The 26,256-nt window shown below is 60.9% G+C and carries 26 protein-coding genes; 10 read left to right on the top strand and 16 right to left on the bottom strand.

Annotated elements, in window-relative coordinates:
• The first annotated feature begins 121 nt into the window (after positions 1-121).
• The 3 genes from QQJ86_RS13700 (at position 122) to QQJ86_RS13705 (ending at position 2,633) form a co-directional block, all read left to right on the top strand.
• On the top strand, positions 122-1,057 hold the full coding sequence (locus QQJ86_RS13700; protein ID WP_284321517.1) for a bifunctional helix-turn-helix transcriptional regulator/GNAT family N-acetyltransferase: 936 nt from the start codon (positions 122-124) through the stop codon (positions 1,055-1,057).
• A 111-nt stretch (positions 1,058-1,168) separates the two neighbouring features.
• The gene (locus QQJ86_RS22850) at positions 1,169-1,426 is read left to right on the top strand and encodes a helix-turn-helix domain-containing protein (RefSeq protein ID WP_423372859.1); all 258 of its coding nucleotides are present in this window, start codon (positions 1,169-1,171) and stop codon (positions 1,424-1,426) included.
• Complete coding sequence (locus QQJ86_RS13705; protein ID WP_284321518.1) at positions 1,416-2,633, top strand: type II toxin-antitoxin system HipA family toxin; 1,218 nt, start codon at positions 1,416-1,418, stop codon at positions 2,631-2,633. The genes QQJ86_RS22850 and QQJ86_RS13705 overlap by 11 nt, the downstream gene beginning before the upstream one ends.
• 1 nt (position 2,634) lies before the next feature.
• Here QQJ86_RS13705 and QQJ86_RS13710 read toward each other — a convergent pair whose 3' ends face one another.
• The 14 genes from QQJ86_RS13710 to QQJ86_RS13775 all read right to left on the bottom strand — a co-directional run bounded on the left by QQJ86_RS13710 (position 2,635) and on the right by QQJ86_RS13775 (position 15,371).
• The gene (locus QQJ86_RS13710; protein WP_284321519.1) at positions 2,635-3,354 is read right to left on the bottom strand and encodes a methyltransferase domain-containing protein; all 720 of its coding nucleotides are present in this window, start codon (positions 3,352-3,354) and stop codon (positions 2,635-2,637) included.
• A gap of 25 nt (positions 3,355-3,379) precedes the next feature.
• Complete coding sequence (flgL, locus tag QQJ86_RS13715) at positions 3,380-4,621, bottom strand: flagellar hook-associated protein FlgL (protein WP_284321520.1); 1,242 nt, start codon at positions 4,619-4,621, stop codon at positions 3,380-3,382.
• 11 nt (positions 4,622-4,632) lie between these two features.
• Complete coding sequence (gene flgK / locus QQJ86_RS13720) at positions 4,633-6,528, bottom strand: flagellar hook-associated protein FlgK (RefSeq protein WP_284321521.1); 1,896 nt, start codon at positions 6,526-6,528, stop codon at positions 4,633-4,635.
• Between the two features lie 223 nt (positions 6,529-6,751).
• Positions 6,752-7,711: a flagellar assembly peptidoglycan hydrolase FlgJ gene (gene flgJ / locus QQJ86_RS13725; RefSeq protein ID WP_284321522.1), complete on the bottom strand. Its 960-nt coding sequence runs from the start codon at positions 7,709-7,711 to the stop codon at positions 6,752-6,754.
• Positions 7,711-8,802 carry a flagellar basal body P-ring protein FlgI gene (locus QQJ86_RS13730; protein ID WP_284321523.1) on the bottom strand — a complete coding sequence of 364 codons (1,092 nt, stop codon included), beginning with the start codon at positions 8,800-8,802 and terminating at the stop codon, positions 7,711-7,713. Before QQJ86_RS13730 ends, flgJ begins: the two co-directional genes overlap by 1 nt.
• 195 nt (positions 8,803-8,997) lie before the next feature.
• Positions 8,998-9,693 (bottom strand): flagellar basal body L-ring protein FlgH, encoded by a 696-nt coding sequence (gene flgH, locus QQJ86_RS13735; RefSeq protein WP_284321524.1) that lies wholly within the window; start codon positions 9,691-9,693, stop codon positions 8,998-9,000.
• A 10-nt stretch (positions 9,694-9,703) separates the two neighbouring features.
• Positions 9,704-10,489: a flagellar basal-body rod protein FlgG gene (flgG, locus tag QQJ86_RS13740; RefSeq protein ID WP_284321525.1), complete on the bottom strand. Its 786-nt coding sequence runs from the start codon at positions 10,487-10,489 to the stop codon at positions 9,704-9,706.
• Positions 10,490-10,493: 4 nt separating this feature from the next.
• On the bottom strand, positions 10,494-10,697 hold the full coding sequence (locus tag QQJ86_RS13745) for a hypothetical protein (RefSeq protein WP_284321526.1): 204 nt from the start codon (positions 10,695-10,697) through the stop codon (positions 10,494-10,496).
• An 11-nt stretch (positions 10,698-10,708) separates the two neighbouring features.
• The gene (flgF, locus tag QQJ86_RS13750; RefSeq protein ID WP_284321527.1) at positions 10,709-11,449 is read right to left on the bottom strand and encodes a flagellar basal-body rod protein FlgF; all 741 of its coding nucleotides are present in this window, start codon (positions 11,447-11,449) and stop codon (positions 10,709-10,711) included.
• Positions 11,450-11,455: 6 nt separating this feature from the next.
• Positions 11,456-12,685 (bottom strand): flagellar hook protein FlgE, encoded by a 1,230-nt coding sequence (locus QQJ86_RS13755; protein WP_284321528.1) that lies wholly within the window; start codon positions 12,683-12,685, stop codon positions 11,456-11,458.
• A gap of 49 nt (positions 12,686-12,734) precedes the next feature.
• Positions 12,735-13,412, bottom strand: coding sequence for a flagellar hook assembly protein FlgD (locus tag QQJ86_RS13760; RefSeq protein WP_284321529.1), 678 nt, complete (start codon positions 13,410-13,412; stop codon positions 12,735-12,737).
• Positions 13,413-13,414: 2 nt separating this feature from the next.
• Positions 13,415-13,843: a flagellar basal body rod protein FlgC gene (gene flgC / locus QQJ86_RS13765; RefSeq protein ID WP_284321530.1), complete on the bottom strand. Its 429-nt coding sequence runs from the start codon at positions 13,841-13,843 to the stop codon at positions 13,415-13,417.
• Positions 13,843-14,253, bottom strand: a complete 411-nt coding sequence (flgB, locus tag QQJ86_RS13770; protein ID WP_284321531.1) for a flagellar basal body rod protein FlgB — start codon at positions 14,251-14,253, stop codon at positions 13,843-13,845. Before flgB ends, flgC begins: the two co-directional genes overlap by 1 nt.
• 191 nt (positions 14,254-14,444) lie before the next feature.
• Positions 14,445-15,371: a chemotaxis protein gene (locus QQJ86_RS13775; protein WP_284321532.1), complete on the bottom strand. Its 927-nt coding sequence runs from the start codon at positions 15,369-15,371 to the stop codon at positions 14,445-14,447.
• A 170-nt stretch (positions 15,372-15,541) separates the two neighbouring features.
• On the opposite strand from QQJ86_RS13775, the gene QQJ86_RS13780 reads away from it, so the two are divergent.
• From QQJ86_RS13780 to QQJ86_RS13800, 5 genes are all read left to right on the top strand, one after another.
• Entirely contained in the window at positions 15,542-16,852 is a 1,311-nt protein-coding gene (locus QQJ86_RS13780; RefSeq protein ID WP_284321533.1) for a methyl-accepting chemotaxis protein, read from the top strand.
• 242 nt (positions 16,853-17,094) lie between these two features.
• Positions 17,095-17,748: a flagellar basal body P-ring formation chaperone FlgA gene (flgA, locus tag QQJ86_RS13785; protein WP_284321534.1), complete on the top strand. Its 654-nt coding sequence runs from the start codon at positions 17,095-17,097 to the stop codon at positions 17,746-17,748.
• A 112-nt stretch (positions 17,749-17,860) separates the two neighbouring features.
• Positions 17,861-18,172, top strand: coding sequence for a flagellar biosynthesis anti-sigma factor FlgM (gene flgM, locus QQJ86_RS13790; RefSeq protein ID WP_284321535.1), 312 nt, complete (start codon positions 17,861-17,863; stop codon positions 18,170-18,172).
• 12 nt (positions 18,173-18,184) lie between these two features.
• On the top strand, positions 18,185-18,631 hold the full coding sequence (locus QQJ86_RS13795; protein WP_284321536.1) for a flagella synthesis protein FlgN: 447 nt from the start codon (positions 18,185-18,187) through the stop codon (positions 18,629-18,631).
• Between the two features lie 68 nt (positions 18,632-18,699).
• Positions 18,700-19,983, top strand: a complete 1,284-nt coding sequence (locus tag QQJ86_RS13800; RefSeq protein WP_284321537.1) for an EAL and HDOD domain-containing protein — start codon at positions 18,700-18,702, stop codon at positions 19,981-19,983.
• A 74-nt stretch (positions 19,984-20,057) separates the two neighbouring features.
• Here the strand turns inward: QQJ86_RS13800 and QQJ86_RS13805 are convergent, their stop codons facing one another.
• Positions 20,058-20,591 carry an energy transducer TonB family protein gene (locus tag QQJ86_RS13805; RefSeq protein ID WP_284321538.1) on the bottom strand — a complete coding sequence of 178 codons (534 nt, stop codon included), beginning with the start codon at positions 20,589-20,591 and terminating at the stop codon, positions 20,058-20,060.
• A gap of 5 nt (positions 20,592-20,596) precedes the next feature.
• Positions 20,597-21,883 (bottom strand): acetyl-CoA C-acetyltransferase, encoded by a 1,287-nt coding sequence (locus QQJ86_RS13810; protein WP_284321539.1) that lies wholly within the window; start codon positions 21,881-21,883, stop codon positions 20,597-20,599.
• A 226-nt stretch (positions 21,884-22,109) separates the two neighbouring features.
• Here QQJ86_RS13810 and QQJ86_RS13815 point away from each other — a divergent pair, with 226 nt between their 5' ends.
• Together QQJ86_RS13815 and QQJ86_RS13820 are read left to right on the top strand one after the other, a co-directional pair.
• A complete protein-coding gene (locus QQJ86_RS13815; protein WP_284321540.1) occupies positions 22,110-23,255 on the top strand; it encodes a hypothetical protein in 1,146 nt (381 codons plus the stop codon).
• Positions 23,256-23,330: 75 nt separating this feature from the next.
• Positions 23,331-25,817, top strand: a complete 2,487-nt coding sequence (locus QQJ86_RS13820; protein WP_284321541.1) for a sensor domain-containing protein — start codon at positions 23,331-23,333, stop codon at positions 25,815-25,817.
• Positions 25,818-26,256: the final 439 nt, after the last annotated feature.

A 26,256-nucleotide genomic window follows, 5' to 3' on the forward strand; every position in this document is an offset into this window, starting at 1 on the left:
ATCAACTTGGTGTGTTGCTGGGATTGGCATCCCAGCCTACAGTTGCGGGCCGCAGCCCACATAGTTGACTGAGTCAACTATGTGGGCGTATCGTTCCGGCATCCGGTTGCGAGGTATGCCAATGCCCATCTCCGAATCGCTCGCACAGCAAGCCGAGGCCGTGCGCAACTTCAATCGCTTCTACACACGCCAGATCGGCGTGCTCGATGAAGGCCTTCTCGCCAGCTCTTTCAGCCTCACCCAGGCGCGCGTGCTATTCGAACTTGGCACGCGCAAAACCGTTACGGCAAGCGAGATCGGCGAATTGCTGGGGCTTGATGCCGGTTATCTCAGTCGCATCGTGCAGAACTTCATAGCGCAGGGACTCATAACGCGGCAGCCCTCGCGGGAAGACGGCCGGCAATGGATGCTTTCGCTCACCAGCGAAGGCCGTAGGGCATTCCGCAACCTGGACCGTGCTTCGCACAAGCTCACCGCATCCCATCTCTCCCGCTTGTCGGAACCGGGCCGGCATCGTTTGCTCACGTCGATGCAGGAAGTGCAGCGATTACTGTCGCCGGCCAATGGCCATGGCAAGGTCACCATTCGCACGCATCGCATCGGCGATATCGGCTGGGCAATCGAACGCCACGGGCAGCTCTATGCCGATGAGTTCGGGTGGAATGCGGAATTCGAAGCCCTCGTAGCAGGACTGTTCGCGCAATTTGCCACCCATCACGATCCCGCCACGGAACGCATGTGGATAGCCGCAGTGGATGGCGAGCGCGTCGGCTGCGTCTTCGTGGCGCGCAATGCGGACGATCCGACAGCGGCGCAGCTTCGTTGCCTGCTCGTTGATCCAAAGGCGCGTGGCCTTGGCATCGGCAAGCGATTAGTCGATGAATGCATCGGCTTTGCAAAAAATGCCGGCTACACGCGGGTGCTGCTGTGGACCAACGATATTCTCGCTTCCGCCCGCCGCATCTACGAAGCAGCGGGCTTTTCGCTGGTATCGGAAGAAGCGCATCACAGCTTCGGGCATGACCTGATGGGGCAGGTCTGGGCAAGGGCGTTGTGATGTCGTGGCGGCCGGCGCGATAGCGCGCCTGCTAAGTAGCCGGGACGGATAATGATACTGATAATGTCACATATATGTGACATTATCAGTATCATGTGCTATATATTGCACATGTCTTCGATTCCACTTATCCGGCTAGGGCAGGCCATACGTGCCATGCGCCAGCATCGGGGCCTGACGCAGCAGGACGTTGCCTTACGCGCCAGCGTTCCTCGGCGAAAGGTCATTGAGATCGAGCAAGGCTCCCCGCGAGTCGTCATCGAAACCTATGCCAAGGTCGCTCATGTCGTGGGAGGCGAGCTATCCCTCGCACCTGCACGGCGACCCACGCTCGAAGAGGTGAGAGAGATCTTCACTGATGAAGACTAAGACGATCGAGCACTTGCGGGTCCGTACGCCCCAGGGCGACTCGGGCATGCTCGCACGCGAGACGGGGGCGTACTTTTTTCAGTATCACCCCACCATCAACGCAGCGGCCGAAGTCAGCCTGACCATGCCGCACAGAATGGATCAGTATCGCAGCGAACTGCTCTTCCCGCTGTTCGAAATGAACATGCCCGAGGGGTACGTTCTCGAGGAACTGCGCAATCGGTTCGCAAAGGCCGGTCGATTCGATCCCATGCTGCTGCTCGCTCTTACGGGCCGAGAAGCAGCGATCGGCCGAGTGATGGTTGAAACACCGGATGTACCTGGTGATGAGGCAGATAAAGGCGTTTCGCTCACGGAAATTCTTGCCTGGAACGGAGCGGAAGATCTGTTCACGGAGCTCTCCCACCGATATCTGAGCCGAACCGGGGTCTCGGGCGTTCAACCCAAGCTGCTCGTGCCGGAAGACACGCGCGGCGAGATCTACGGAAAAGGAGCTCTGACCACTCGCGAGCTGATCGTCAAAAGCGCCGGCGATAAATATCCTGGCCTTGCGGTCAATGAGTTTGTCTGCATGAGCATGGCCAAAGCTGCAGGCATTCCAGTTGCGGAGTTCCATCTATCGGAGAACAGGCGACTGTTCGTGATGCGGCGCTTCGATCGCACTGCCGAAGGCATGGCCCTGGGCTTCGAAGACATGGCCGTGCTCATGGGAAGGACCACCGCCGACAAGTACAAGGGCAGCTACACGCAAATCGCAAAGGCACTTCAACTGTTCTGCGCGCCTGAACAAGTGGCCCAGGCCTTGGCCCAGCTGTTCGACCAGGTGGCCTTGTCATGCATTGTCGGCAACGGGGATGCGCATCTGAAGAACTTTGGCGTGCTCTACACCGATCCGCTATCCATCGACGCGCGAATGGCACCGGCTTACGACATCGTCAATACCACCTGCTACATCCCTGAAGACGGCCTCGCGCTGTCCCTCAAAGGCACGCGCAATCTGTTTGTGGCGCGGCTGGAATTGATGGAATTCGCGCGCGATTGCGACATAGCCAACCCGCAGCAACGCATAGGTGAAATTCTGGAAGCGTGCGAAACAACGCTTACTGGCCAAGCGGCACTGCTTCGCGACTTTCCTGACATCGAGACCGCCATTCGACAAGGAGTGGAGCAATTCCAGCTTACCTATGGCAAAAAAGCGGCTACGTAAATCACGTCAGTTTGAACAATTTCCCAGGCACATTTTGAAAATTGATCGCACTCGCCAGCATCGTCCCGCGGTGATACGAAAAACCCTTGTCTGTGGTCGGCTGGAAAAACTCGATGAAATCCAAGCTGCGCTTGCCGAGCACGAAGCCGCCGATCAGCGGCGGGTTCACGGCGTACATCATCGGTACCAGTGCCATCATCGAGCTGGCGGGCACGCCGATCAGGTGTTCTTCCAGATCGCCGCTTTGCTGGCTGTCCTGCGGATAGAACCAGAGAGGCGTGCTGATGAACAGGAACGAATCGTTGCCCATACTGGTGAGTAGCGTGCGCAGCAGCCATTTGGCCGTTTCTGCCGACAGATGTTCGATCACATCCAGCAGGCAGATGATGTTGTATTTGGCAAAGCGTTCGGATGGGATGCTCTGCGCCAGGCCGTGCCACAGATTGCGATAAATCTTCCGATCGAACAGCGTGTTGTTGTTGAACGCGCCTTCAAAACCATCCACGCCGTCGACTGACCAATGCTTGGTAGCGGGATGGCTCTTGAGCAGTTCGCCAAGGCCGCCTTTACCGAAGCCGATATCCAGCACTTCGACGTTGGCCGCGTTGTCTTGCATGACGTGAAAGATCAATTCCTTGGGTGCCGCCGATTCGCCGCCGGGCACCAGCAGAGTGTTGACCGGATCGATCAGTTCGTAGTCTTTGATGATTTGCCGCAGCATGGTGATCCTTTGAATCAGAGGTGCATCAGCGCAGGTAGTCGAACAGGCTGGTGCCTTGGATCTTCGCGAATACCTGCTGCGAAGCCTGCAATGCGGTCGATTGCAACGAGAGGTTGCTGATCGCCGTGGCCATGTCGACGTTCTGCACGTCCGAGAGCGCACTCTTGTAGGTGATGGAGAGATCCGAGTAACTGGTGCTTTGTTGCTGCAGCGTATCGATGCGACTGCCGACGGATACCTGCGCAGTGGATACCGCATTCATCGCCTGATTGAGCGACTCCAGCTGACGGTTCAAGGTGTTGTTGATGGACGTAGAACTGCCGCCGCTTTGCAGGGTAGCGATCATGTTGTTGAGCGTGGTGAAGATGTCCTGCGTATTGGACGCGTTGTCGGACTGCACTTTCACCGTGTCGCCCGCGGCAGGCGTGCCGCTCATGCTGAGGGTGACGCCATTGAAGCTGATGCTGCCACCATCGGTGTACGTACCGGTGACCGGGTTGCCACTGCTGTCGGTCACCGGGTTGCCGGATGCATCCGTCACGCTATAGGCGCCGTTCGCGCCGAAGGTGATGGTGTCGTTGACCGGGCCCGATGCGGTGGCCGCGCTCCAAGCCGCCGTGTTGGTAACGCTGTTCGAGCCCACCACCAGCGTGCCGGTGTTGCTGCTGTTGGCGCTGGCAACGAAGGAACCATTGCCAGCCGGCAGGCTCATGAAGATGGGACTGCCGGCATCGCCGTTGGCTACTTGCAAACCGCTGCCAATCGCCGTGAATTGCTGTTGGTCATTGCCGGCATAGCTCACCGCGCCGGTGCCGCTGTTCATGACGAACGGTGTGCTGGTGGTGCTGGTACCGGCGAACAAAGCCTGGCCGTTCGCGTCAGTGGTATTGGCCAGCTGCACGAGCTGGTTGCGGTACTGCGTGAGCTGCGTGGCCATGTTGCTGAGGTCGGTGGACGACATCGCACCATTGATGGCGCTCAAGCCGATATCGTTCACGCTGCTCAACAGGTTGTTGACGGTGGTAAGCGTGGTCGACTCGGTGGACAGCCGCGTGTTGGCGCTGTCGATGTTGCTGGAGTATTGGGTGTTCTGCGCAAGAATGTGGCTCAGCCCGACGATCTGCGCCGCGCCAGTCGGGTTGTCGGACGCGACGTTGATCGCGTTGCCGGTGCTCACTTCGTTCTGCGTTTGCGCCAGCTCGCTCTGCTGGTTGAGCATGGTGCTGAGCTGCTGCTGATACATCCAGACGGTGGAGATGCGCATCATAAGTCGTACCTTTAACCGTTTTGAATCGCGGTAATCAGACTGGTGAAGATCTGCTCGGCACTGGAAATAACCTGCGCCGAAGCTTGGTAGGCCTGCTGGAACGTCACCAGATTGGCCGCTTCCTGATTCAAGTTCACACCGGCGTAGCTTTGTTGGGTGCTCATCGCCTGGTTGTAGATGCTGGTCTGCGTGCTGAGGTCCGAACTCGCCTGGCTGCCGGCGCTGCCGATCTGCGCGGTGAGATTGGCGTAGCTGGCCACCACCGAATCCTTGCCACCATTGAGCACGCCGCTATCGGATAGCGCGGCGAGCGACAACGCATTGCTGTTGTCGTTGAGTCCATTGGTGTTGGCTGCCACTTTGAAGGTGTCGCCGCTGGCCGGCGTACCGCTCAGGCTCAAGCTCCAGCCGTCGGCCGTGATCGGTTGGCCTGCTGTATAGGTGCCGGTGGTCGTGTTGCCCGCGCCGTCTGTAATCGAATAGTTGCTGCCCGCGCCGAAGGTGATGGTGGCGCCGGCAAGCAGATTGCCGTTCGCCGAATTGGTCACGCTCACCGAACCCACTTTGCCGGTGCCGGTATTGCTCGTACCTGCCGAAGCCGTTAACGCGGCGGCGGCGGCGATGCCGTTCGGATCGGTCATGATCGTCGACAGGGAGGTGGATGCACTGCGCGTCGGCTGGATTTCATAGCTGTCGCCGGTCTGCGGCGCACCCGACACGCTGAAGGTCAGCCCATCGGCGGAAAGCGTGCCGTTGGCGTTCGCGGTGAGCGCCACGTTCTGTCCGCCGGTCGTCGCCAGCGTCCAGCCGTTGGTGCCGGTACCTGCTCCGGTGTAGCGCAACACGTAGTCGGAAGTGGTGAGCTGCGAGACGTTGCTGACGGATGCGCTCACGGTCGCGGCACTGCTGGAATTCTTGCTCGACGGTAGCACGGCAGGCGACGACACGCTGAAGATCGCCTGGCCTTGCTGGCCATTGAGGTTCAAGCCATCAGCTTGCTGTGCATTGACGCTGGAGGCCAATGCGATGGCCGACTGACCCAGCGCGTTCTGCGCGGGTTGCAGCACCATATCGCGATAATTGATCAAGGCACCCAGCGTACCGCCGCTCAACTGCGAAGTGATGTCGTTGCCGTTGCTGTCGAGCACATCCGTGGTGCCCGGGTCGTATTGATTGGCGCCGGACGACAGCGCATACGATTGCGTGCCGCTTACCAGCGTTCCACCGGCGGAGGTGTACACGCTGATCGAGCCGTCGTTATTGGTCGATGCGGAAATGCCGGTCAAGCCCGACAACTGCTGCACCAGGGAATCGCGCTGGTCGAGCAAGGCATTCGGATTGCCGGTCGTGCTGGATTGTTTGATCTGGCCGTTGAGCTTGGCAATCTGCGAAGCAATGGTGTTGATGCTGCCGACGGTGCTGCCGATCTGCTGATTGACCTGCGTCGACTGCTTGCTGAGCTGTTGTCCCAGCGTATTGAACACAGCGGTGAGCGAGGATGCGCTACCCAGCGCCGCTTGGCGCACTGAGGAAGAACTCGGCGAGTTCGCTACGCTGCTGAAGCCGCTGTAAAGGTTATCCAGCGCCGTCTGCAGGTTGCCGCTGCTGCTCAGGAAACCGTTGAGTGAGGTGGTGAGGTCGTTGGTGGTGGTCGCGCCCTGCAGGCTGCTGTTGCTGCTCCACAGCGCCTGGGTAAGGTACTGGCTGTAAGCGCGCTGCACGGCAACCACATTCACGCCCGAGCCGATCGTGTATTGGCTGCCACTCTGCGAAATCGCTTCGGACTGCAACACGCTTTCTTCGCTGTAGCCGCTGGTGCTGGCATTGGCGATGTTGTTGCTGACCGTGCTCAGGGCGACCTGGGCAGCGTTGAGGCCGGAAATGCCGATGTTGAGCATGCTGGACATGGGGATGCATTTCCTCAGTCTGTAACTAGCCCCTCTCCCTCTGGGAGAGGCTGACGCAGCGAGCACTGCAGGTTTACGCTCCAACGCCGCAATCGAAACATGTCGTCATCCCAGCGAAAGCTGGGATCCAGTGACTTTGTTCCTCGACGTGCAAAGACACTGGATCCCAGCTTTCGCTGGGATGACGGTGAGGCGAGATTGGAGTTTCCGCGCAGTTCGACGTTCATAAATTCGGCACCCCGCCCGTTTTCTTGAGCGCCTCCAACGCCTGCCGCATCACACCGCTGTTGGCCATCGCCGTCACTTTGGCCGCGTAGGCCGGATCGGTGGCGTAGCCGCCTTCGACCAGCGCCCTGGCGTAGCCAAGCACGTCGTCGCCGTGGCCGCGCGCGGCGGCATAGCGGGGGTCGGTGCTGATCAGCTCGGCGTAGTCGGCCAGCGATTCGGCGGTGGATGTGTAGGAGCGGAATTGCGCCTGTTTGCGCACGGCAATGCCGCCTTCGTATTCCACCGTCGGCACGTTCACGCGCGAACCGCCCCAACTGCTGCCGGCCTTGATGCCGAACAAGTTGAAGCTGCTGCTGCCATCTGTGTGCGCGGGCATGTGCTTGCCCCAATTGGTTTCGAGCGCAGCCTGCGCAAGCACGGTACGCATCGACAGGCCCAGCTCTTTCGCCACGATGCTGGCCTGTGGCGCGAGTTCGCGCACAAAGGTCTCTGCATCCGGCGGCAGCCACGCCATTGCTTTGCGTGCGGTAGAACGCGTCGCATCAGCTAGATCGAACAGGCGCTGCTTCCAGCCGTCGACCATGCCCGTGGCAGAGGGATCGACCATGGATGTTTTGTCTTCGGCACCTTGCGCCTGGCCATGCCCGCCAAGCTGGCGCACCAGCATGTCGGCAATGCCCAAACCCTTGCCATGCTGTGCGAGATTCAGTGACAGCTGCTGGTCGAACATGTCTTGCCACGTGTCAGTGGCCTGGCTTTCGAACAGGGGATCGCCAAAGTTCGCCTCGCGCATCGACTTCAGCAGCATTTCGGTGAACATCGATTCGAATTGCTTGGCGACGGCGGGCAGCGCGGCACTCTGGTCCGTCTCGGCTTGATGACGCAGCGCGCCGAACCCGGACAGATCTGTCCAGGTACTCAGCGATTGCGCTGCGACGTTGCCGAGGTCAGCCATTAGATAACTACCAGGTCTGCGTGCAGTGCGCCGGCTTGTTTCAGCGCTTCGAGAATCGAAATCAAATCAGTAGGTGTGGCACCGACCTGATTTACCGCACGTACGATCGAATCCAGACTCACGCCGGGACCGAACTTGAACATGTGCGCACCTTGCTGCGTCACCGACACCGAACTGTTCGGCACCACCGTCGTCGTGCCATTGCTGAAAGGTCCAGGCTGGCTGACCTGAGGCTGCTCGCTGATGGTGACCTGGATTGAACCGTGCGCCACCGCGGCGGCGCTCACACGCACATCCGAGCCGATCACCACCGTGCCCGTGCGGGAATTGACGATCACACGTGCGGGTGCATCGCCCGGCTGAACATCGAGCGCTTCGATCGCACCCAGCCACGCAACCTTCTGGCCCGGATCAACCGGACCTCGCACGGAAACCGAACCACCGTCGAGCGCACGCGCCGTACCAGCACCGTACAGATGATTGATCGCATCGACGATGTGATTGGCCGTGGCGTAGTCGGCCGAGTTGAGGTTCAACACGATGTCGCCACCGTTGTTGAACGAATTGGGCACGACACGCTCGACCGATGCGCCATTGGGAATGCGTCCGCTGGCGGAGATGTTGATCTGCACGCTGGAGCCGCTGCGGCCCGACGCGCTTACACCGCCGACCACGACACTGCCTTGCGCTACCGCGTAGACGTTGCCATCCGCGCCGTGCAACGGCGACATCAGCAATTCACCACCGCGCAGGCTCTTGGCGTTGCCGATCGATGCCACGGTGATGTCGATGGTTTGTCCCGGCTTGGCAAACGGCGGCAGTTCCGCGGTGATGGTCACTGCGGCGACGTCCTTCAGCTGCGGCTGGATGCCGGTGGAAGGAATCGATACGCCGAACTGCTTGAGCATGTTCTCCAGGCTTTGCGTGGTGAACGGTGCCTGCGTGGTTTGGTCGCCGGTGCCATCAAGGCCTACTACCAAGCCGTAACCGACGAGCTGGTTGCTGCGTACGCCGGCGACTTGGACGAGGTCGCGGATTTTGTCGGCATGTGAGGCAACTGGAACGAAAGTCAGCAGAGCAGCAAGCACCATTGCCGCGCGAGTTTTCGCCCCCTCTCCCCTCCGGGGAGAGGGTTGGGGTGAGGGGCCACTCTTGTGGCCAAACTCACTTTTATTGCTGTTAAAAATTTGCATGCGTTGCACTCGAAAACATTTCGCGAGGTTGACCCCTCACCCCAACCCTCTCCCCGAAGGGGAGAGGGAGCCCACTTCTGGGAGATGAAGTATTCAGAACGGCATCCACTTCGAATTGAAGAACTTCGCCAGCCACCCCTGCGTATTCGCTTCATTCAAGGTGCCGCGACCCGTATAGGTGATACGTGCATCCGCCACGCGCGTGGAATCGACAGAGTTGTCCTGCCCAATATCCTGCGTACGCACGATGCCGGAGATGCGGATCAACTCCTGGCCTTGGTTGATGGTCAACCACTTTTCGCCTTTCACCAGCAGATTGCCGTTGGACAAACGCTGCGCCACCGTCACGGTGAGCGAACCACTGAGCTGGTTGCTTTGCGTGCTGCTGCCGGCGCCGTCGAAGCTGTTGGCGGAATTGAGCGTGGAATTGGCCGCCTGTCCGGCAACGCGCAGCGACTGCCCGAGGATCTGCGGTGCGCCCACGTTGACCTTGTCCGACTTGCTGGTCGTGGTTTCCGATTTCTTGCTGGCCTGCATCGCTTCCACCAAATTGATGGTCAGGATGTCGCCGATGCGATGCGCGCGCGCATCGTTGAACAGCTCCATATTCTGCATGTCGTGATAGATCGAACCGTCCGCCGGCGGCGGCGAGTTCTGTTCGACCGGCGCTGTGGCGGCCCACTTCGCATCGTCCTGCCGCTGATGCTCCTGGATTGCACCGCAACCGGCCAGCGCTACGGCGAGCAGCGAAACGGTAGCGATGCGTAAGAACACTGAGGGATAGAACATAAATCACCCATCAAGTCTTGTTGATCACGAACTGCAACATGTCGTCCACGGCGCTGATCGACTTGGAGTTCATTTCATACGTGCGCTGGGCCTGGATCATGTTGACCATCTCCTCCACCACGTTGGTGTTGGACGATTCCAGCGAGCCTTGCGCGAGCGTGCCCATGCCGTTGATGCCGGGCTGCCCGGTCTGTGCCGTGCCGCTGGATTGCGTTTCCAGGTAAAGGTTCTGACCCATCGGCTGCAGGCCGGCGGAGTTCACGAAATTGGCGAGCTGTATCACGCCCACCTGCGTCGGCGTCGTCGAGCCGTTGCTGGTGACGCTGACGGTGCCATCGGTGCCGATGGTGATGCTGTTGACGTTGGCCGGCAGCGTGATCGAAGGCACCAGCGGATAACCGTCGCCGGTCACGACCTGGCCGGTGGAATCTTGATGCAGCGAACCGTCGCGCGTGTAAGCCACGGTGCCGTCCGGCAAGCTCACCTGAATAAAGCCGTTGCCCTGGATCGCGACGTCGAGCGAATTGCCTGTCTGCGTGATCGCACCTTGCGTAAACAGCTTTTCGCTACCGACCACCTTCACACCGGTGCCCAACAACAAGCCAGTCGGCGATTGCGTCTGCTCCGTGGTCTGGCTGCCTGGTTGGCCTTCGTTCTGGTACATCAAATCCTGAAACGAAGCGCGCGACGTTTTGAAGCCGGTAGTGCTCGCGTTCGCCAGGTTGTTGGAGATCACGTCCATCTGCGTCTGCTGCGCATCCAGGCCGGTCTTGGCGATCCAGAGTGAAGAGAACATATCGTTAGCTCCGAACAGGTTGTGCGATGAGCGATAGGCGCCCTATCACTTGAATGTCCATGTGTTCCTCAAGGCCGTCATTCCCGCGAAAGCGGGAATCCATCTTCGCTTTTTGCATCAGAGCAACTTGGATTCCCGCTTTCGCGGGAATGACGGCCTTGAAGCGAGATTCAAAGGTGAGGGGAGATTTGTTGCGTATCGAATTCATGGCTTCAGCCTTTAGCTCGTCTGCAACAATTTGGTGCTGGCGTCCGCGTTGTCTTCCGCGGTCTTGATCGAACGCACCTGCATTTCGTATTGGCGCGACAGCGAGATCATCTTCACCAGCTCCGACGATGGATTGACGTTGCTGGCCTCCAATGCACCGGAGGTCACCGTCACCGTGTTGTCGGTGTCGGCAGTGCTGCCGTCATTCATGTGCATCAGGCCATCCGTGCCCTCGGACATCTGCGTGGGATCCGGATTGACCAGCTTGATCTGCCCTACCGCGGCGATGGTGTTCGGCCCCTGCCCCATCGGCACGGTGGAAATGGTGCCGTCCTTGCCGACGCTGATCTGCGCGCTATCGGGCACAGTGATCGGACCGCCCGTGCCCATCACCGGATTGCCGCGCGCATCGGTAAGACTGCCGTCGGCGCCGAGCTGCAGATCACCTGCGCGCGTATACGCTTCGCTGCCGTCCGGTGCTTGCACGGCGATCCAACCGGGACCATTCACTGCAACATCGAGCGAACGGCCGGTGTGCTGGACCGAACCTTGCGTGGTGTCCTGTCCCATGCCTTGCGCCACCGCATTGATGCGCGTGTTGGCGCCAGGGCCGAGCACCGGCACGCTTTGAAACGCGCTGAGCTCGCCCTTGAAGCCCACCGTGGACGCGTTGGCCAGGTTGTGGCTTACCGCATCCTGCGCACGCATCGTCTGCGTGGCACCGGTCATGGCGATGTAGACGGAGCGGTCCATAGGTCATCAACCGCCGCGGCTGACCGCCTGGAACAAGGTCTGCGACAGCGAATTCACCGTGCCGAGCATTTGCGAATTGGCTTGGTAGTCCTGCTGTGCCTGGATCATGTTCACTAGCTGCGCGGTGGTGTCGGAGGTGTTGGACGTTTCCAACTGGCCTTGCTCGATGTTGCCGAACTGGCCCACGCTGGCCGTGCCCAGCACCGCCGTGCCGGACGATTGCGTCGCCGCCCAACGGTTGTTGCCGATCTGCTGCAGGCCTTGCAGGTTGGCGAAGTTCGCCACCGCGATCTGGCCGAGCTGGCTGGTCTGATTGTTGGAATAGATCGCCGTGACGATGCCGTCGTTACCGATCGTGACATTCTCCAGCACACCGGCCTGGTAGCCGTTCTGGTTGATCGTGCCCGGCGCGTACGCTGTGCCGAACTGCGTGGTGTTGGTCACGTTCACTGCCATGGTGGCGGGGAACGTGGCGCCGTTGGTCGGCTGCACCGGCGTGAAACTGAGATTGCCGTTGGCGGGCGTCAGCAATGCGCCGGCACTGCTGAACGTCAACGCTGAAGTACCTGCGCTGTTGCCATCGATGTAGAGATTGGCGTTCCACGTGTTGTTGCCGGTCTTGACGTAATAGATCGTCGCCGCGTGCGAACCACCCTGCGAATCGTAGACAGTCAGTGACGATGCGTCGTTGTAGGTGGTGGAATCGGCTGGATTGAACGGCGTGGTCGTCGGCACCGTAGCCCCAGCGGGCAGGTTCGAACTCACCGTGATGGTGCTGGTCGGCGTTGCCGCACTCTGCGCGGTGTTGAGCTGCAGATCGGTCAGCGTGCTGGTGTTGAAGCCACCCGTGGCGTTCGGCGGATACACCTGCAGAAATGCGTTATCGGCAGTCACCACGTTGCCCGCGGCGTTCTCGTGGAATGCACCGTCGCGCGTGTACTGGTTACCGGAGCCGTTGTTGACGATGAAGAAGCCATTGCCGCTGAGCGCCATGTCCAGGCTGCCGTTGGTCGTCTCCAAATCGCCTTGCGAAAACTGCTGCGCGACATCGGTAAGTTCCGCGCCGCTGCCCACAGCCACCGAACTCAAGTTGAGACCGGTCACCGCATACACCTCCGCGAACTGCCCGGTGGAGCCTTTGAAGCCCACCGTGCCCGCGTTGGCGATGTTGTTGGAAATGATGTTCAACTGGTCCTGGGCCGCGTTGATGCCACTGAGCGCCTGATTGAGAGCCATGCTTTGGGTACCCCCTGAATGATGACGATGCGTGCGTTCGCGAGCGCCGTCAGTTGATCTGTGCAACCTGGCTCAGCGGTACGCCGCCGATGCCTGCCACTTGCAAATACGTGCCGGTGCTGCTGCCGCCGTAACCGACACCTGTGACCGAACCGGCTGCGTACGTGGTAAGCCCACTACTGCTGCCGTTGCTGGCCGAGATGTTGTAGGTGCCGCTGCTTACGGCATTGCCGCTACTGTCCTTGCCATCCCAGGTGAAACTGGTGAGGCCGGTTTGTTGCGTACCGAGATCGATGGTGTTGACCACGTTGCCTTTGCCATCCTTGATGGTCACCACCACGTCACCCGCCGTAGTGACGTTCACGCCACCGCTCACGGCGCTGCCGCCGTAACTGAGCGACGTCGATGGCACCAACACCTGGCGGCCCACCAGACTTGCGGAGTTGAGCACCTGCGATGTCTGCATGTTGGTGCTGAGATTGCCGCTCAAGCCGGTGAGGCTGCTCTGAATGTTCTGCAGCGTGCCGAGTTGCGCGAATTGCGCCATCTCCGAGGCCATCTGCGAGTTGTCCATCGGCTGCGTGGGATCCTGGCTTTTCAATTGCGTCGTCAGCAGTTGCAAGAAATCCGACTGCGTCATGGTCGAACCGCTCGGCGTGCTGGTCACCGTGCTGCCGGTGAGGCTCAGACCCGAAACGGCGTAACTGTTGGTGTTGATGGTGGACATGATCAGCTGCCTAAGTTGATCGTCTTGATCATGAGTTGCTTTATGGTGTTCATCACTTCCACGTTGTTCTGATACGAACGGGACGCAGAAATCATGTTCACCAGCTCATCGATGGGATTGACATTGCTGCCGTAGACGAAGCCGCTCGCATCCGCCATCGGATTGCCGGGTTCGTAATGCGATTCCACCGGCTGCTGGCTTTCGGTAACGCCGGCCATGCGCACACCAACATTGGTGCCGGCATCCTGCACCGTCGTGCCGCTTTGTGATTGCAACACCGGCGCGAACAACAACTCTTTTGCCTTGTATGCGCCATCCGGACTGCTGCTGACGCTGTTGGCGTTGGCAAGATTGCTGGCGACGGCGTTGAGCCGTAGCGATTCGGCGGACATGCCGGAACCGGCTGTGTCAAAAATCTTCATCAGCGACATCAGTTTTGTCCTCCACCATTGATGGCCAGGCGCAGCTCCTGGATCGTGCTATTGATGAAGCTGAGGCTGGCTTGGTAATGCACCATGTTGCTGGCGAACGCCGATTGCTCCACTTGCGCATCGACGGTGTTGCCGTCGAGTGTCGGCTGCAGCGGCACGCGATATTTCAAAGCGTCGGCGGATTGCGTCGCGGTGTTGATCTGCCCGGACGTGGGCGTACTCAGCTCCAGCATCGAGCCATCCGTATTGCCACTGGCCTGTTGCAGCACTTGGCGAAAGTCGACATCACGCGCCTGGTAATTGGGCGTGTCGGCATTGGCAATGTTGGAAGCGATCACTTCGGAGCGGTGCTGCCATACGTCCAGCGCCTGGCTACTCAAACCGAACACGTTGTCGAGAATATTGCTCATGACGGATTCCCCGCTGCGATAACGCCTGCAGGGGTGTTTGAGCAAGTTGCATGCCACGGTTTGGCGATACGGTGTAAACCGCATGGGACGGCCATTTTCGGCCGTTTACGCTATTCCGTCGTCATGCGTAGCGACGTGTTACCGGCGCGCGGGGACGGATTCCCGACATCACCGCATTCACCTGCACACCGTCAATTTGTTGACGGCTCCATCAGCTCCAGCACCGTCTTCGCCAATAAATCCGGCTGGAACTTCGCAATGAATCGATCAGCGCCAACATCGCGCACCAAGGCTTCATTGAATACACCGCTCAAGGAGCTGTGCAGCACTACTTTCAAATGGCGCAGCACAGGCGTTTCGCGAATGGCGCGCGTCAAGGCATAGCCATCCAGGCGCGGCATTTCGATGTCGGAAATCACCAACCCGATGCGTTCGCCATCGTTTTCCGCCATGGCAGTGAGTTGTTCCAGCGCCTCGCGCCCGTCCTGGGCGATGATGCATTCGATATGCATCCGCTTGAACAAATTGACCAAACGGCCGCGCGCTACCACGGAATCATCCACCACCATGATGCGGCGAACGGCCAGATGACTCTGTTCGGCCTGATGCTGCATATGTGGCGAAATTTCCGCTGCCACTTCTTCAATGCTGGCCAGCATCTGCTCCACGTCGATGACCGCCATCAACTGACCATCGATGCGACTCACCGCGTTGACGCGATTGCCGAAGCCCAGCGTGACGGACGGCGCCTCCAGCGATTCGCCCGTGCAATGCACGATGCGCTGGAAATCCGCCACCAGAAAACCCTGCATGGAGCGACTGAATTCGGTGACCACCACGTGCGCCGAGTCGACGCCGGCCAGCGGCGGATAGCCCATCGCCATCGCCAGATCGATCACCGGGATGGTCTTGCCGCGGTAATCGAAGCTTCCCGCCAGCCATTCGTGCATGCCGGGCAATTTTTCCATCACCGGCTTGCGCAGCACTTCGCGCACCTTGAAAACATTGATGCCGAACAACTGCTTATCGCCGAGACGGAACAACAGCATGGCCACGCGATTGTGGCCCGCCAGGCGGGTGTGGCTTTCCACGCTGTCGAGCAGCGCCGTTGTGCTCATGGTTTTTTCTGGACTGTTTCGATAACAGAGGTATCGGCGATTTCGGGTGCGGCTTGAGGGCGCAGCAGAGTGATGCCACGAGCGAGAAACACGTGGCACATCGTTTGCTTCCTCAACTTTCGAACTTTCCCGCCGATGTCTGGGAACCCATAACCGGAACTCTTTTGTCTATGAGTCTGATCCGCAGCCAGCATCTGGCCGCTCTGATCCAAGCCGCACTCGCCGGAAACGAGGCGGAACTGGCGAGATTGAGCCGCAAGCATCCCAAGACGGCGCAATGGCTCGCGCCCGTGTTCGCGCGACTGGCGCCACGTGCGCCGGCAGCAGTGGCGTTGCAATCGCTGGAACAGCAAAGCCTGGTATTGACCCATGCGCAGACGCTGCATCGCGAACAATCCGCGCTCGAGCAGTCGATCGGCGATAACCGCGACAGCGTCGGACAGTTGACGGAGGGCAGCGCCGGCATGTCGGCGACCCTGCAACAAGCGCAAGGTGGCATCGAGCAGGCCGCCAAAGCTGGCGAGCAAAGCTCGGCCAACGTCAGCGAGCTCAATGGCCAACTGCGCCTGCTGCGCAGTGCCTTGTCCGCCATGAACCAGAGCCAGAGCCTGCTCACCGAGCAGGTCGCGCAGATTCGCGCGCTGACCACCAGCGTGCAGGACATCGCGCATCAAACCAATCTCGTCGCACTTAATGCCGCCATCGAAGCGGCACGTGCAGGCGATGCCGGCCGCGGCTTTGCCGTGGTGGCGGACGAAGTGAAGCAACTGGCGGAAAAAACCGCGCACGCTACGGCGGAAATCGAAACGGTCACCAGTTCGATCGGCGAATTCTCGCTACAGATGAATGGCAGCGTGCAGCAAAGCCTGCAACGGCTGGAACGCGCGCAGACCGGCGTCAACGCCACCGAGCGCACGCTGCAGGAAGGCGCCGATACCTTGCACGGTGCCGGCGAACGCCTGCGTTCCTTGCGCAACGGCCAGGACGCTCTGCACGTACGCGCCACCACCTTGAAGGCCACCATCGGTGCTTTGCAGCGGCGCGCCTATGAAAGCCGCCGGCATGGCGAAGCGCTCGGTCGCGCGGCGGCACTGGCGCATCGCCTGTGCCTGAGCTGGCTTGAAGGCGAAAGCGGCAGCGACATCGCCAGCCTCAGCCTCACCGTGCGCGAGTCGGTGATCGGTTTGCGTCAAAGCATGGAACTGGCACTGCAGGAACCGACGTCGCTCGACCGGCGCTGGTTCGATACAGATGTGCTCAAGCGCAGTTTGGATCGACTCACCGCTCGACATGGCAACCATCCTTCCAGCACCAGCTTGCATGAGTCGGCGGTGCGTTTGCGTGAGCATGGCGAAGCGTTTCTCGAGCTGCTCGGCAACGGCCAGTTCGAATTGGCAGCGCAGATGTCTGACAAGTTGGAGAAAGAGCGGGAAGCAATCAACAGCCAATTGGCGACGATATTGGCTGATGAGCGTTCATGAGTTTCTTCAGAGCCCTCACTCTTGCGATAACCGCTCCCTCTCCCCTTCGGGGAGAGGGTCGGGGTGAGGGGTCAACCTCGCCAGATGTTTGCGCAGGCGCGAGTATCACTCGCGAAAATCACTCGCCACATGATATCCCCCGCAAGCCTTGGCCCCTCACCCTAACCCTCTCCCCGAAGGGGAGAGGGAACTGTCTTTCGCGTGCAGCTAGATATCGTGCATGCGTACCGACTTTGCTGTTAGTGCTCGCCAGCACCGTCCACGCCGACACCACCCCCACCGACCTACGCACCGCCGCCGAACAAGCCGTCCGCGCGCAATACGGCACCGCCGGCAGCCGCGTAGTGATCGTGCCGACACCACTCAACGCACGCCTGCATCTGGCCGCATGCAACCACCCGCTGCAAACACACTTGCCGATGCGCGAAGGCACACCCTCGCGCGTGGCGGTGTCGGTGAGCTGCGCTGGCACTCCAGGCTGGACGATCCAGGTGCCGGTGCAGATGCAGGTGTTCCGCAACGTGCTGGTCACCAACCATCCGTTGGCGCGCGGCGACATGCTCGGCCCGGGTGACGTGCATGCCGAAGAGCGCGACGTGGCGCGGCTCGGTTATGGCTATATCGAAAGTCTCGATCAGATCCTGGGCCATTCGCTGGGGCGGCCACTGATCGCAGGCGTGGCGCTGGAACCGGGCGACTTCAACGGCCGGGAAACGGTGCACGCCGGCGAGGAAGTGCAATTGGTGGCCCAGTTGGACGGCATCGAAGTGCGTGCCCGGGGCATGGCCCTGGATGGCGGGGACACTGGCGCCCGTCTGCGCGTACGCAATGACAATTCTGGCAGGGTAATCAATGGGGTAGTGATCGGGGACGGCCAGGTGCAGGCCCTCCCGTAACGCTGGACAACCGGACATACTGCAGGCGATCGGCAACCAAGGAAGGGCCTTAAAGTTTTCCTGAGGAACGCCGATACCTCTACCAAGGCATATCGAGAGAACGCCAAGAACCATGAACACCACAATTTCGTCCAACGGCTTGCCGCAGCTTCCGCTTCCGACCACCACCACGGAAAACAGCGCCGCCCAGAGTTCGACGGCCAACCCATCCGCCAGTTCGTCCACCACGCAGGCGAACGACAGCGTAAAGCTCACCGATTCGGCCCGCGCCCTGCAGGAAGCAAGCAGCGCAAACGCGCCGGTCGACACGCAGCGCGTGGAACAGATCCGGCATCAGCTGGCCGCCGGTACCTACAAGGTCGATCCGCATGCCATCGCCAACAGCCTGGTTTCGCTCGAAGGCCAGATCGGCGGCAGCAAGTAAGAACCCCATGCCATGAGCCCGAATCTGCAGGCCGAACTCGGCGCCGCCTTGCGCACCGTACTGGACGAGATGAGCGCGACAACCGCGCAGCTCATCCACGTGCTGGACGAAGAACGCGAAGCGCTCAATGTCGCCGACGCCAAAGCGCTCAACCGCTCAGGTGAAGCCAAGCAGATGCTGATGCGCCGGCTGGAACAGCTCGACGTGGAACGCCTGCATCTATGCAGCACCTCGCCCGAAGCTGCGCAGCAAGTAGATACGCAATGGCGTGAACTGTTGAAATCGCTGACCGTTTGCCGCGATAGAAATCAGCGCAACGGCGCACTCGTCGGGCAGCGTCTGGCACAAGTGCGCAAAGCGCTCGCCGTGCTCACCGGCAACGATGCACAAACCGGCACTTACGGACAGAACGGCTCGCTGCAGGATACGCATCGATCCGTACAACTTGCACAGGCTTAGAAAAACGCATTTCCCCCGGGCATGCCCGGCTCGTAGAACTCGCTCCACCCCAGTTCGGTATCGACACCATGACGAGCACAGCTGCTTCCGCAATCAAGCCATTGGGCAACGACACCACTTCGCTTAGCGACATGTTGCTGCCTGTGGTGCGCAGCCCGATCCTGGATCAGGAAGAAGAACTGTTCGCTTACGAACTGGTGTTCTATCGCCAGGGCGCCGGCACCGATGCCGATACCACGCTGGTAGGCGGTGTGCTTTCCGGCATCACCGATGGCGCGATCACGCGCTTGGTGCGCGGCAATCGCGCCTTCATGCGCCTGCCTCGCGCGCTATTGCTGGAACAGACCGACATTCTGGCGCATACGCCGCGGCTGGGCGTGATCATGCACCCGATCCATGTGCGCGATGCGGCCGTGCTGCAACGTCTGCAGCAGCTGGCGCTGCGCAATTGCCCGTTGCTGCTGGACCTGGGCAGCACCGATCCCAATGCAAGCGAACCGCACGGCCCACTGGAGCCGCTGCTGCGACTGGCGCGCTATGTACGCCTGGATGCCAAAGCGCTCGACGCCGATACCTTGGCGGCGCGCTGCAAACAGCTTTACGAACGCGGCCTCGGCGTGATCGCCGGCAACGTCGACGACCACGTTACCTACGGCCGGTGCAAGACGCTGCCGTTCCAGGCCGTGCAGGGCCGCTATCTGCTCGTGCCGCAGCAGATCGAAGTGCCGGTGCTCACACCGAGCCGACTCAGCTTGCTGCGCTTGATGAGCGCACTGCAGGACAACAATGCAGGCCCGGTGGAACTCGGCGACATCATTCGCGACGACGCCGTGCTCAGCTACAAGCTGCTCGGCTGCGTGAACTCCGCGTACTTCTCACTGCCGCGGCAGCTGAAATCCATCCAGCAGGCGGCGATCTTCTTCGGCGTGGCACGCTTGCGCAACTGGATCTACACCATGTCGCTCAGCGGCATGGACGATCGTCCGCCGGAACTCCTGCGCACCGCACTGATCCGCGCGCACATGTGCGAGAAGCTGGCGCAAGGCATGCCCACAGGTCAGCAAGAAATGGCATTCATGGCCGGCCTGCTGTCACTGCTCGACACGCTGCTGTGCGCACCGATGGAATTCGTGCTCAGCCATTTGCCGCTGGCACCGGAAATCCGCGATGCGCTGGTGGAAGACCGCGGCCCGTTTGCACCGTTGCTCGAACAGGTCTATGCGTGGGAAGCAGGCGATCTGAAGGGCTCGCAGATGCAGCCGCAAGACATTCGCAAGATGGCCGGCGCGTATTACGCGGCAACGCAATGGGCGGATCAGGTGTATTCGTTCGCAGAGCAGCGTCCGCAATAAGCTTTGTAGGCTGGGGTGCAAATCCCAACGTTGCGATGCTTGGTGGATCACGAAGTTGGGGTTTTCACCCCAATCTACATGTGCGCCGAAGGCGCCGATTCCCCGCTAAACCGCAACGGCAAATCCCCGCTGATTCCTTGCGGATGATCCGCTGGCACCGCAAAGCGCCAACGCTGCGCGATGGCCAACGCATTCGCATCCAGCACGCTGTCGCCGCTGGATTGCGCAACCGCCGCACGCGTGACTTGCCCTTGTCCATCGACCGTCAGATGCAGTACCACGTTGCCTACCGCATGATCTTCCATTTGCGATGTCGGCAATGACGCGGCCGGCGTCGACACAGGCACAAGGGTAGGTTCTGTGCTGGGTGGCGCAGCGGGCGTTATGGCTGCTTGCGCTTGTGATGGTTCGTAGCGAGGACGCACAACTGCTGGTGCGTGCTTGGCATGCTCGTTGTTACGACGCATCAGCTGCGCTGTCATGGGACGATGTACGGTGACCGGCCAATCCACGTGCGTGTAGGTCTGATCGCTCAACCATTGAACGCCGCCTACGCCGATGACTAGCGCAAGCAGGCTCAAACTGGCAGTGATGCGTAACCGAGGCATAAAACTCAGGGGCGCTCCAGGATGGCCACCACGCCCATGCCGCCGGCGGTGCAGATGGAAATCAAACCGCGGCCCGAACCTTTTTGTTCCAGCATCTTCGCCAGCGTGGCAACGATGCGTGCGCCGGTGGCAGCGAACGGATGTCCCGCTGCGAGGCTGGAACCGTTCACGTTGAGCTTGGCCGGATCGATGCTACCCAGTGGTGCATCCAGTCCCAGGCGATGCTTGCAGTAATCGGGCGATTCCCACGCGCGCAGCGTGCACAACACCTGTGCGGCGAACGCTTCGTGGATTTCGTAGAAGTCGAAATCCTGCAGGGTGAGTCCATTGCGTGCGAGCATGCGCGGCACGGCGATGGTCGGTGCCATCAGCAAGCCTTCGCCGTGTACGAAATCCACCGCGGCCACTTCCGCATCGCGCAGATAGGCCTGGATTTTCAGGCCACGCTTGGCCGCCCATGCTTCGTTCGCCAGCAACACAGCTGCAGCACCGTCGGAAAGGCCGGTGGAATTGCCGGCGGTGAGGGTGCCGTGGCCGGATGTCTTGTCGAAGGCCGGTTTTAATCCAGCCAGCTTATCCATGCTGGTGTCAGGACGCAGGAAGCCATCGCGCTTCAAGCCGCGGAACGGAATGACCAAGTCGTTGAAGAAGCCCGCGTCATAGGCAACAGCGAGTTTGCGATGACTGTCCAGCGCAAGGCGATCCTGCGCCTCGCGGCCGATGTGCCACTCACGCGCCATTTTTTCGCAGTGCTCGCCCATCGACATGCCGGTGCGCGGCTCAGCCACACCGGGGAACGAGGGTTTCAATTCGCTGAAGGAAAAGCCGCGTACCGCGGTTTTCAGCTTGTCCAACGGCGTCTTGGCGCGATTCACCGCCAGCAGGCGCTTGCGCAGGCGCTGGCTGTAGACGATCGGCACGTCGCTGGTGGTGTCGGACCCGCCTGCGATACCGGCTTCGATCTGCCCAGCGGCGATCTTGTTGGCAATAACAATGGCGTTGTCCAGCGAAGTGCCGCAGGCGCGCGCAGTGGTGATCCCAGGGGTGGTCGGAGCCAAGCCGGAACTGAGCAGCGCTTCGCGGGCGAGGTTCCATTCGGAGGAGTGCTTGATCACCGCCCCCATCGCCACTTCGCCCAACTCCTGCCCGTGCAGCCCGAAACGTTCGACCAGCGCGCCCAGCACCTTCACCGACATGCCAAAGTTGCCGACATCCGCATAGGCAGTGTTGTTGCGACAGAACGGAATGCGCACACCGCCGATGACGCCAACGCGCTGCTGCGTGTTTTCCATAGCCTTGAATGGGTCCCAATGCACCGATTCAGCAAGGCTAACCCGCGCGGGGGTCTGGCGAAAGCCCAAACGAGCGTTTGAACGACTGATCGTTACGGGGAGGTTGAAAAATGTGCGCTCATTCTAGGCGGCACTTTGCCTAGGCCTGGGAACGACTAGGAGGCAATGACGGGGCTTTCGAGGCGGACTGTTAAACTTGTCGTTTCATTTCCCTAGGTGTTATCGCGTGGAATCCGCTGGTTCGCTGCAAGCCCTGCCCGCTGTCCTGGCTCTGGAACTGTCTCCCGGCGAGCATCCCCGGCGCCTTACCCTGAGCCGCGACGAAGCCGCTGAACTGGCAGCGTTGGTGGCGGACGACCTACACACACTGGTGCCCGAAGTCGCCGAGGCGCGGCTGACCCTGGGTGGTGCCATGTTCGATGCGGTCGAACTGCTGCGTCCCGGCTTTCCGGTCTGGGCGACTCTGGACGAACTGGCACGCCGGGTACCCCGTGGCCAGCTCGGAAACGTGGTGGCGTTCGGTCATTACGAAGGACGGATGCCCGCGCAGCCGCTGGAGCCAGACCCCGCGTACGCCGACGGCCCCATGCGCTTGCTGCCGTTGAGCTTGCTCGCTCCGGAAGAGAGCGCTGATGCGCTATCCGAACGCCTGGAAGTGGAACTGGTCGGCCGCGGTGAAGCCGGTGCCCGTACGGCCGACTGGCTGATGCGCAACTTCGGCATCCGGCTGGAACATGCTCGCTATCTCAGCCGCAATGATCTGCTTGCGCTCACCTGCGTGCAGTACGAACACGTCAACCTGGCCCCGCTATGGCAAATGCTGGAAGCGGCGATGCTCACCCCCTATCGCCCCGAAACTGCACTGAGCGCACGTGGCCTTGCGCTGCGTTATGCCGACGGCAAGATCTGGATGCAATCACCCGCGCAATGGTTGGCGACCCAAGGCGGCGCGCTGGCTGAGCGCAGCCATGCGCTTGCCGGTGCCGTATTCGAATTGCGCCAATACGCGGCCTTGCTGCAAGCCCATGGCCTGTCCCTGCAGTTGGATGGCGGATCGGACATCGCCACGGAACATGGTTCCGGCTGGCTGACCGAAACCGTGGCGCAGGCCGATCCTGCCTACGGCGCGCCGACCTTGTTCGCGCACGAAGCAGCCGGCCTCGGCGTGGCGGCGGTAACGGTGGCGCAACGCGGTGCGGCGGGCCTGGCCCGCGTGTTGGCGCACGGTTATCCCTTGAGGTCCTCTGCATTGGGGCCGCTGGTCACCACCTTGGCTGATCAATTCGGCGCGGCCAGCGATCTGCATGCGCTAGGGAAGATCCAGCTCGATGAACAAGGTTTGCTGGGTGCACCGGCGGTTGCCTTGCATTGATTACGAGTGGGCTGGGGTGCAAACCCGACCCCGTACGGCGCATGATGTGCCGACACACGGTCGAACCGTAGCCGCATGACCAAGCTGATGCACCCTGTCGAAGGTGATCCGTTGCTTCCCGAAGCCGGGAAAGATCTGCTTGCGCACGTCGTGCAGCACGTGCCCGCGCTCATTACCTACATCGACCTGCACGAGCGGTTCCTGTTCGCCAACGAAGCGCATCGCCGCTGGTTCGATGTCGACCCCAGCCACATCACGGGCCGGACGGTGGGCGAGGTGCTTGATCCGGAAAGTTACCTGCGCGTGCGCGCCGCATTGCTGCAGGCGCTGGGCGGCCACGCCTCCAGTTACGAAGGTCCGTTGTTCGACCGCCCACAGAGCCGCTACGTACATGGCAGCTTCACACCCGATCGCGATGAGCAAGGCCAGCTGCGCGGCGTGCTGACCGTATTCACCGACATCACCGAGCGCCACGCGCTGGAAGAGCAACTGCGCGAAAGCGAGCAGCGCTTTTCACAAGCGTTCCAGCACGCCGCGGTAGGCATGGCGATGATCCTGCCGGATGGCCGCTACCAACGCGTGAACGCGGCGATGTGCGACATGCTGGGCTACACCGAAGCACAAATGCGCACGATGAACTGGCGCGACGTCACGCATCCGGACGATCTCCCGCTAAACGAGGCACTGTCCGCGCAAATTCTCAGCGGCCGGCGCGAAGCGTTCCAGACCGAAAAGCGCTACGTCCATCGCGATGGCCACATCGTGCACGTCCAGTTGAGCGTCTCGCAGGTACGCAGCGAGAGTGGGCAGCTCAATTACGTCGTGAGCCAAGTGCAGGACATCACCAAGCGCAAGCAATACGAGGAAGCGCTGTTCCGCGAGCGTCAGTTGGCCGAAGTCACGCTCAATTCGATCGGTGACGCCGTGATTACAACCGACGTTGCACTCAACATCACTTCGCTCAATCCGATCGCCGAGGCGATGACCGGCTGGCCCAGCGCCGATGCGAAAGGCAGCCCTCTGGACGACGTGTTCCGCCTGCGCGACATCAACACTCGCCAGCTGCTGGACAACCCGCTGCGCCAGGCGATGCGGCGCAACGCCATCGTGGATTTCAGCGGTCGCGCGATCCTGCTTCACCGCAACGGCTTCGAAACACCGATCGAAACGTCCGCGGCATTGATCCACGATCACACCGGCAACGTCACCGGCGGTGTGCTGGTATGTCACGACATCAGCGAAAACCGCACGCTGGCGCTGAAGATGATCCAGCTCGCCCAGCACGACACGCTCACCGGCCTGCCCAACCGCAGCCTGCTGTATGCGCGCATCGAACAGGCTACGACGATGGCTACGCAACGCCATCGCCAGTGCGCGGTGCTTTATATCGACCTGGATCACTTCCGCCGCGTCAACGACACGCTTGGCCACGGTGTCGGCGACCAGGTGCTGCAAGCCGTGGCGCAGCAGATCCGCAGCGTATTGCGCGACAGCGAAGACATGGCATTCCGCTACAACGGCGACGAATTCGTGGTGCTGCTGCCACGTGTGGACGATGCGGACGAAGCAGCAGGCTTTGCGCGCAAGCTGCTCGACGCCTGCGCAAAAACACAGGTGCCGCATACGCCGCAGCTCGACATCCGCGCCAGCATCGGCATCAGCCTGTTCCCGCGCGACGGCAGCGAGCCGGACGCACTGGTGCGCACCGCCGACGCCGCCATGTACGAAGTGAAGACGCAGGGCCGTCACGGCTACTGCTTCTACGCGCCAGAAATGAGCCAGCGCACCGCGGCCAGCCAGCGCATCGAGAATGTGCTGCGCCATGCACTGGCGCACGGCGAACTGGCCTTGCAATACCAACCTAAAGTCGATGCGAAGCATGGCCACATCGTCGGCGCGGAAGCACTGTTGCGCTTGTACGTGAACGGCGAAGAACTCTTTACGCCCGACCAATTCATTCCCGTGGCGGAAGATACGGGCCTGATCGTTTCCATCGGCACCTGGGCATTGCGCGAAGCCTGCCTGCAAGCGCGCACGTGGCAGCGCAACGGTCATCCGATGTCGATCTCAGTGAACGTGTCGCCGCTGCAGTTCCAGTACGCGGGCTTCTACGAGCGGCTGGACAGCATCCTCAACGAAACCGGCCTCGATCCGAGCCTGCTCGAACTGGAATTGACCGAACGCACCATGATGAGCGGCGGCGACGGCACCATTCGCTTGCTGCGGCGCATTCGCCAACGCGGCGTGCGCTTGTCGCTGGATGACTTCGGCACCGGTTACAACAGCCTTTCCTACCTCAAGCATTTCCCGGTCGATGCGCTGAAGATCGAACGCGCGTTCGTGCGCGATATCACGCAGGACGCGGAAACCGCAGCGATCACCAGCGCCATCATCGCCATGGCCCGCAGCCTCAACAAGGACGTGATCGCCGAAGGCGTGGAAACGGAAATGCAAAGCCGCTTCCTGCGCGATGCGGGGTGCTCGCATATGCAGGGGTTCTTGTTTGGCGCGCCGATGAAGGCGGAGCAATTTGAGGAGCGGCTGGCAGCACGTTCCACTTAGCGGGATATATTCCCTCCGCTGCGCGCAGGGCCTGATTAGCGTCTCGCCTCAGTTGGGCTTGTCGTGGTGTTGGGGTATTGCCTGCGGCGCTTTCGGCGCTTTCGGACCCTAAAGGGCCCGAGTCACTTTTCTTTGCGGGCCCAAAGAAAAGTAACCCAAAGAAATGGCCTAAAAGGCTCACAGCATGGGGAAGGGAAAAGCCTGAACGTTTATGGCTAGATAGGTGGTTGGTCGCCCAAGGTTCGACGCTCCCGCTATACCGCGAGGCGTCGAAGCGCTGAGGACTTAAAGCAGATCGGGCAGACCTCGGCCAAGCTCAACCTGTCGGAGGGCGCGCTTTAAGCCCTCAATGCTTCGACGCCTCGCGGTATAGCGGCGCCGTGGAAGCTTGGCCCGTCAACGATCAAAGCATGGCGATATCTTTCAGGCTTGTAACCTA

The organism is Dyella acidisoli, from assembly GCF_030160295.1.
GTDB lineage: Bacteria > Pseudomonadota > Gammaproteobacteria > Xanthomonadales > Rhodanobacteraceae > Dyella_B > Dyella_B acidisoli.

Coding starts and splice junctions, on each gene's coding strand:
- QQJ86_RS13700 (WP_284321517.1), top strand. CDS start 122: ATGCCCATCTCCGAATCGCTCGCACAGCAAGCCGAGGCCGTGCGCAAC.
- QQJ86_RS22850 (WP_423372859.1), top strand. CDS start 1,169: ATGTCTTCGATTCCACTTATCCGGCTAGGGCAGGCCATACGTGCCATG.
- QQJ86_RS13705 (WP_284321518.1), top strand. CDS start 1,416: ATGAAGACTAAGACGATCGAGCACTTGCGGGTCCGTACGCCCCAGGGC.
- QQJ86_RS13710 (WP_284321519.1), bottom strand. CDS start 3,354: ATGCTGCGGCAAATCATCAAAGACTACGAACTGATCGATCCGGTCAAC.
- flgL (WP_284321520.1), bottom strand. CDS start 4,621: ATGATGCGCATCTCCACCGTCTGGATGTATCAGCAGCAGCTCAGCACC.
- flgK (WP_284321521.1), bottom strand. CDS start 6,528: ATGTCCAGCATGCTCAACATCGGCATTTCCGGCCTCAACGCTGCCCAG.
- flgJ (WP_284321522.1), bottom strand. CDS start 7,711: ATGGCTGACCTCGGCAACGTCGCAGCGCAATCGCTGAGTACCTGGACA.
- QQJ86_RS13730 (WP_284321523.1), bottom strand. CDS start 8,802: ATGGTGCTTGCTGCTCTGCTGACTTTCGTTCCAGTTGCCTCACATGCC.
- flgH (WP_284321524.1), bottom strand. CDS start 9,693: ATGTTCTATCCCTCAGTGTTCTTACGCATCGCTACCGTTTCGCTGCTC.
- flgG (WP_284321525.1), bottom strand. CDS start 10,489: ATGTTCTCTTCACTCTGGATCGCCAAGACCGGCCTGGATGCGCAGCAG.
- QQJ86_RS13745 (WP_284321526.1), bottom strand. CDS start 10,697: ATGAATTCGATACGCAACAAATCTCCCCTCACCTTTGAATCTCGCTTC.
- flgF (WP_284321527.1), bottom strand. CDS start 11,449: ATGGACCGCTCCGTCTACATCGCCATGACCGGTGCCACGCAGACGATG.
- QQJ86_RS13755 (WP_284321528.1), bottom strand. CDS start 12,685: ATGGCTCTCAATCAGGCGCTCAGTGGCATCAACGCGGCCCAGGACCAG.
- QQJ86_RS13760 (WP_284321529.1), bottom strand. CDS start 13,412: ATGTCCACCATCAACACCAACAGTTACGCCGTTTCGGGTCTGAGCCTC.
- flgC (WP_284321530.1), bottom strand. CDS start 13,843: ATGTCGCTGATGAAGATTTTTGACACAGCCGGTTCCGGCATGTCCGCC.
- flgB (WP_284321531.1), bottom strand. CDS start 14,253: ATGAGCAATATTCTCGACAACGTGTTCGGTTTGAGTAGCCAGGCGCTG.
- QQJ86_RS13775 (WP_284321532.1), bottom strand. CDS start 15,371: ATGAGCACAACGGCGCTGCTCGACAGCGTGGAAAGCCACACCCGCCTG.
- QQJ86_RS13780 (WP_284321533.1), top strand. CDS start 15,542: ATGAGTCTGATCCGCAGCCAGCATCTGGCCGCTCTGATCCAAGCCGCA.
- flgM (WP_284321535.1), top strand. CDS start 17,861: ATGAACACCACAATTTCGTCCAACGGCTTGCCGCAGCTTCCGCTTCCG.
- QQJ86_RS13795 (WP_284321536.1), top strand. CDS start 18,185: ATGAGCCCGAATCTGCAGGCCGAACTCGGCGCCGCCTTGCGCACCGTA.
- QQJ86_RS13800 (WP_284321537.1), top strand. CDS start 18,700: ATGACGAGCACAGCTGCTTCCGCAATCAAGCCATTGGGCAACGACACC.
- QQJ86_RS13805 (WP_284321538.1), bottom strand. CDS start 20,591: ATGCCTCGGTTACGCATCACTGCCAGTTTGAGCCTGCTTGCGCTAGTC.
- QQJ86_RS13810 (WP_284321539.1), bottom strand. CDS start 21,883: ATGGAAAACACGCAGCAGCGCGTTGGCGTCATCGGCGGTGTGCGCATT.
- QQJ86_RS13820 (WP_284321541.1), top strand. CDS start 23,331: ATGACCAAGCTGATGCACCCTGTCGAAGGTGATCCGTTGCTTCCCGAA.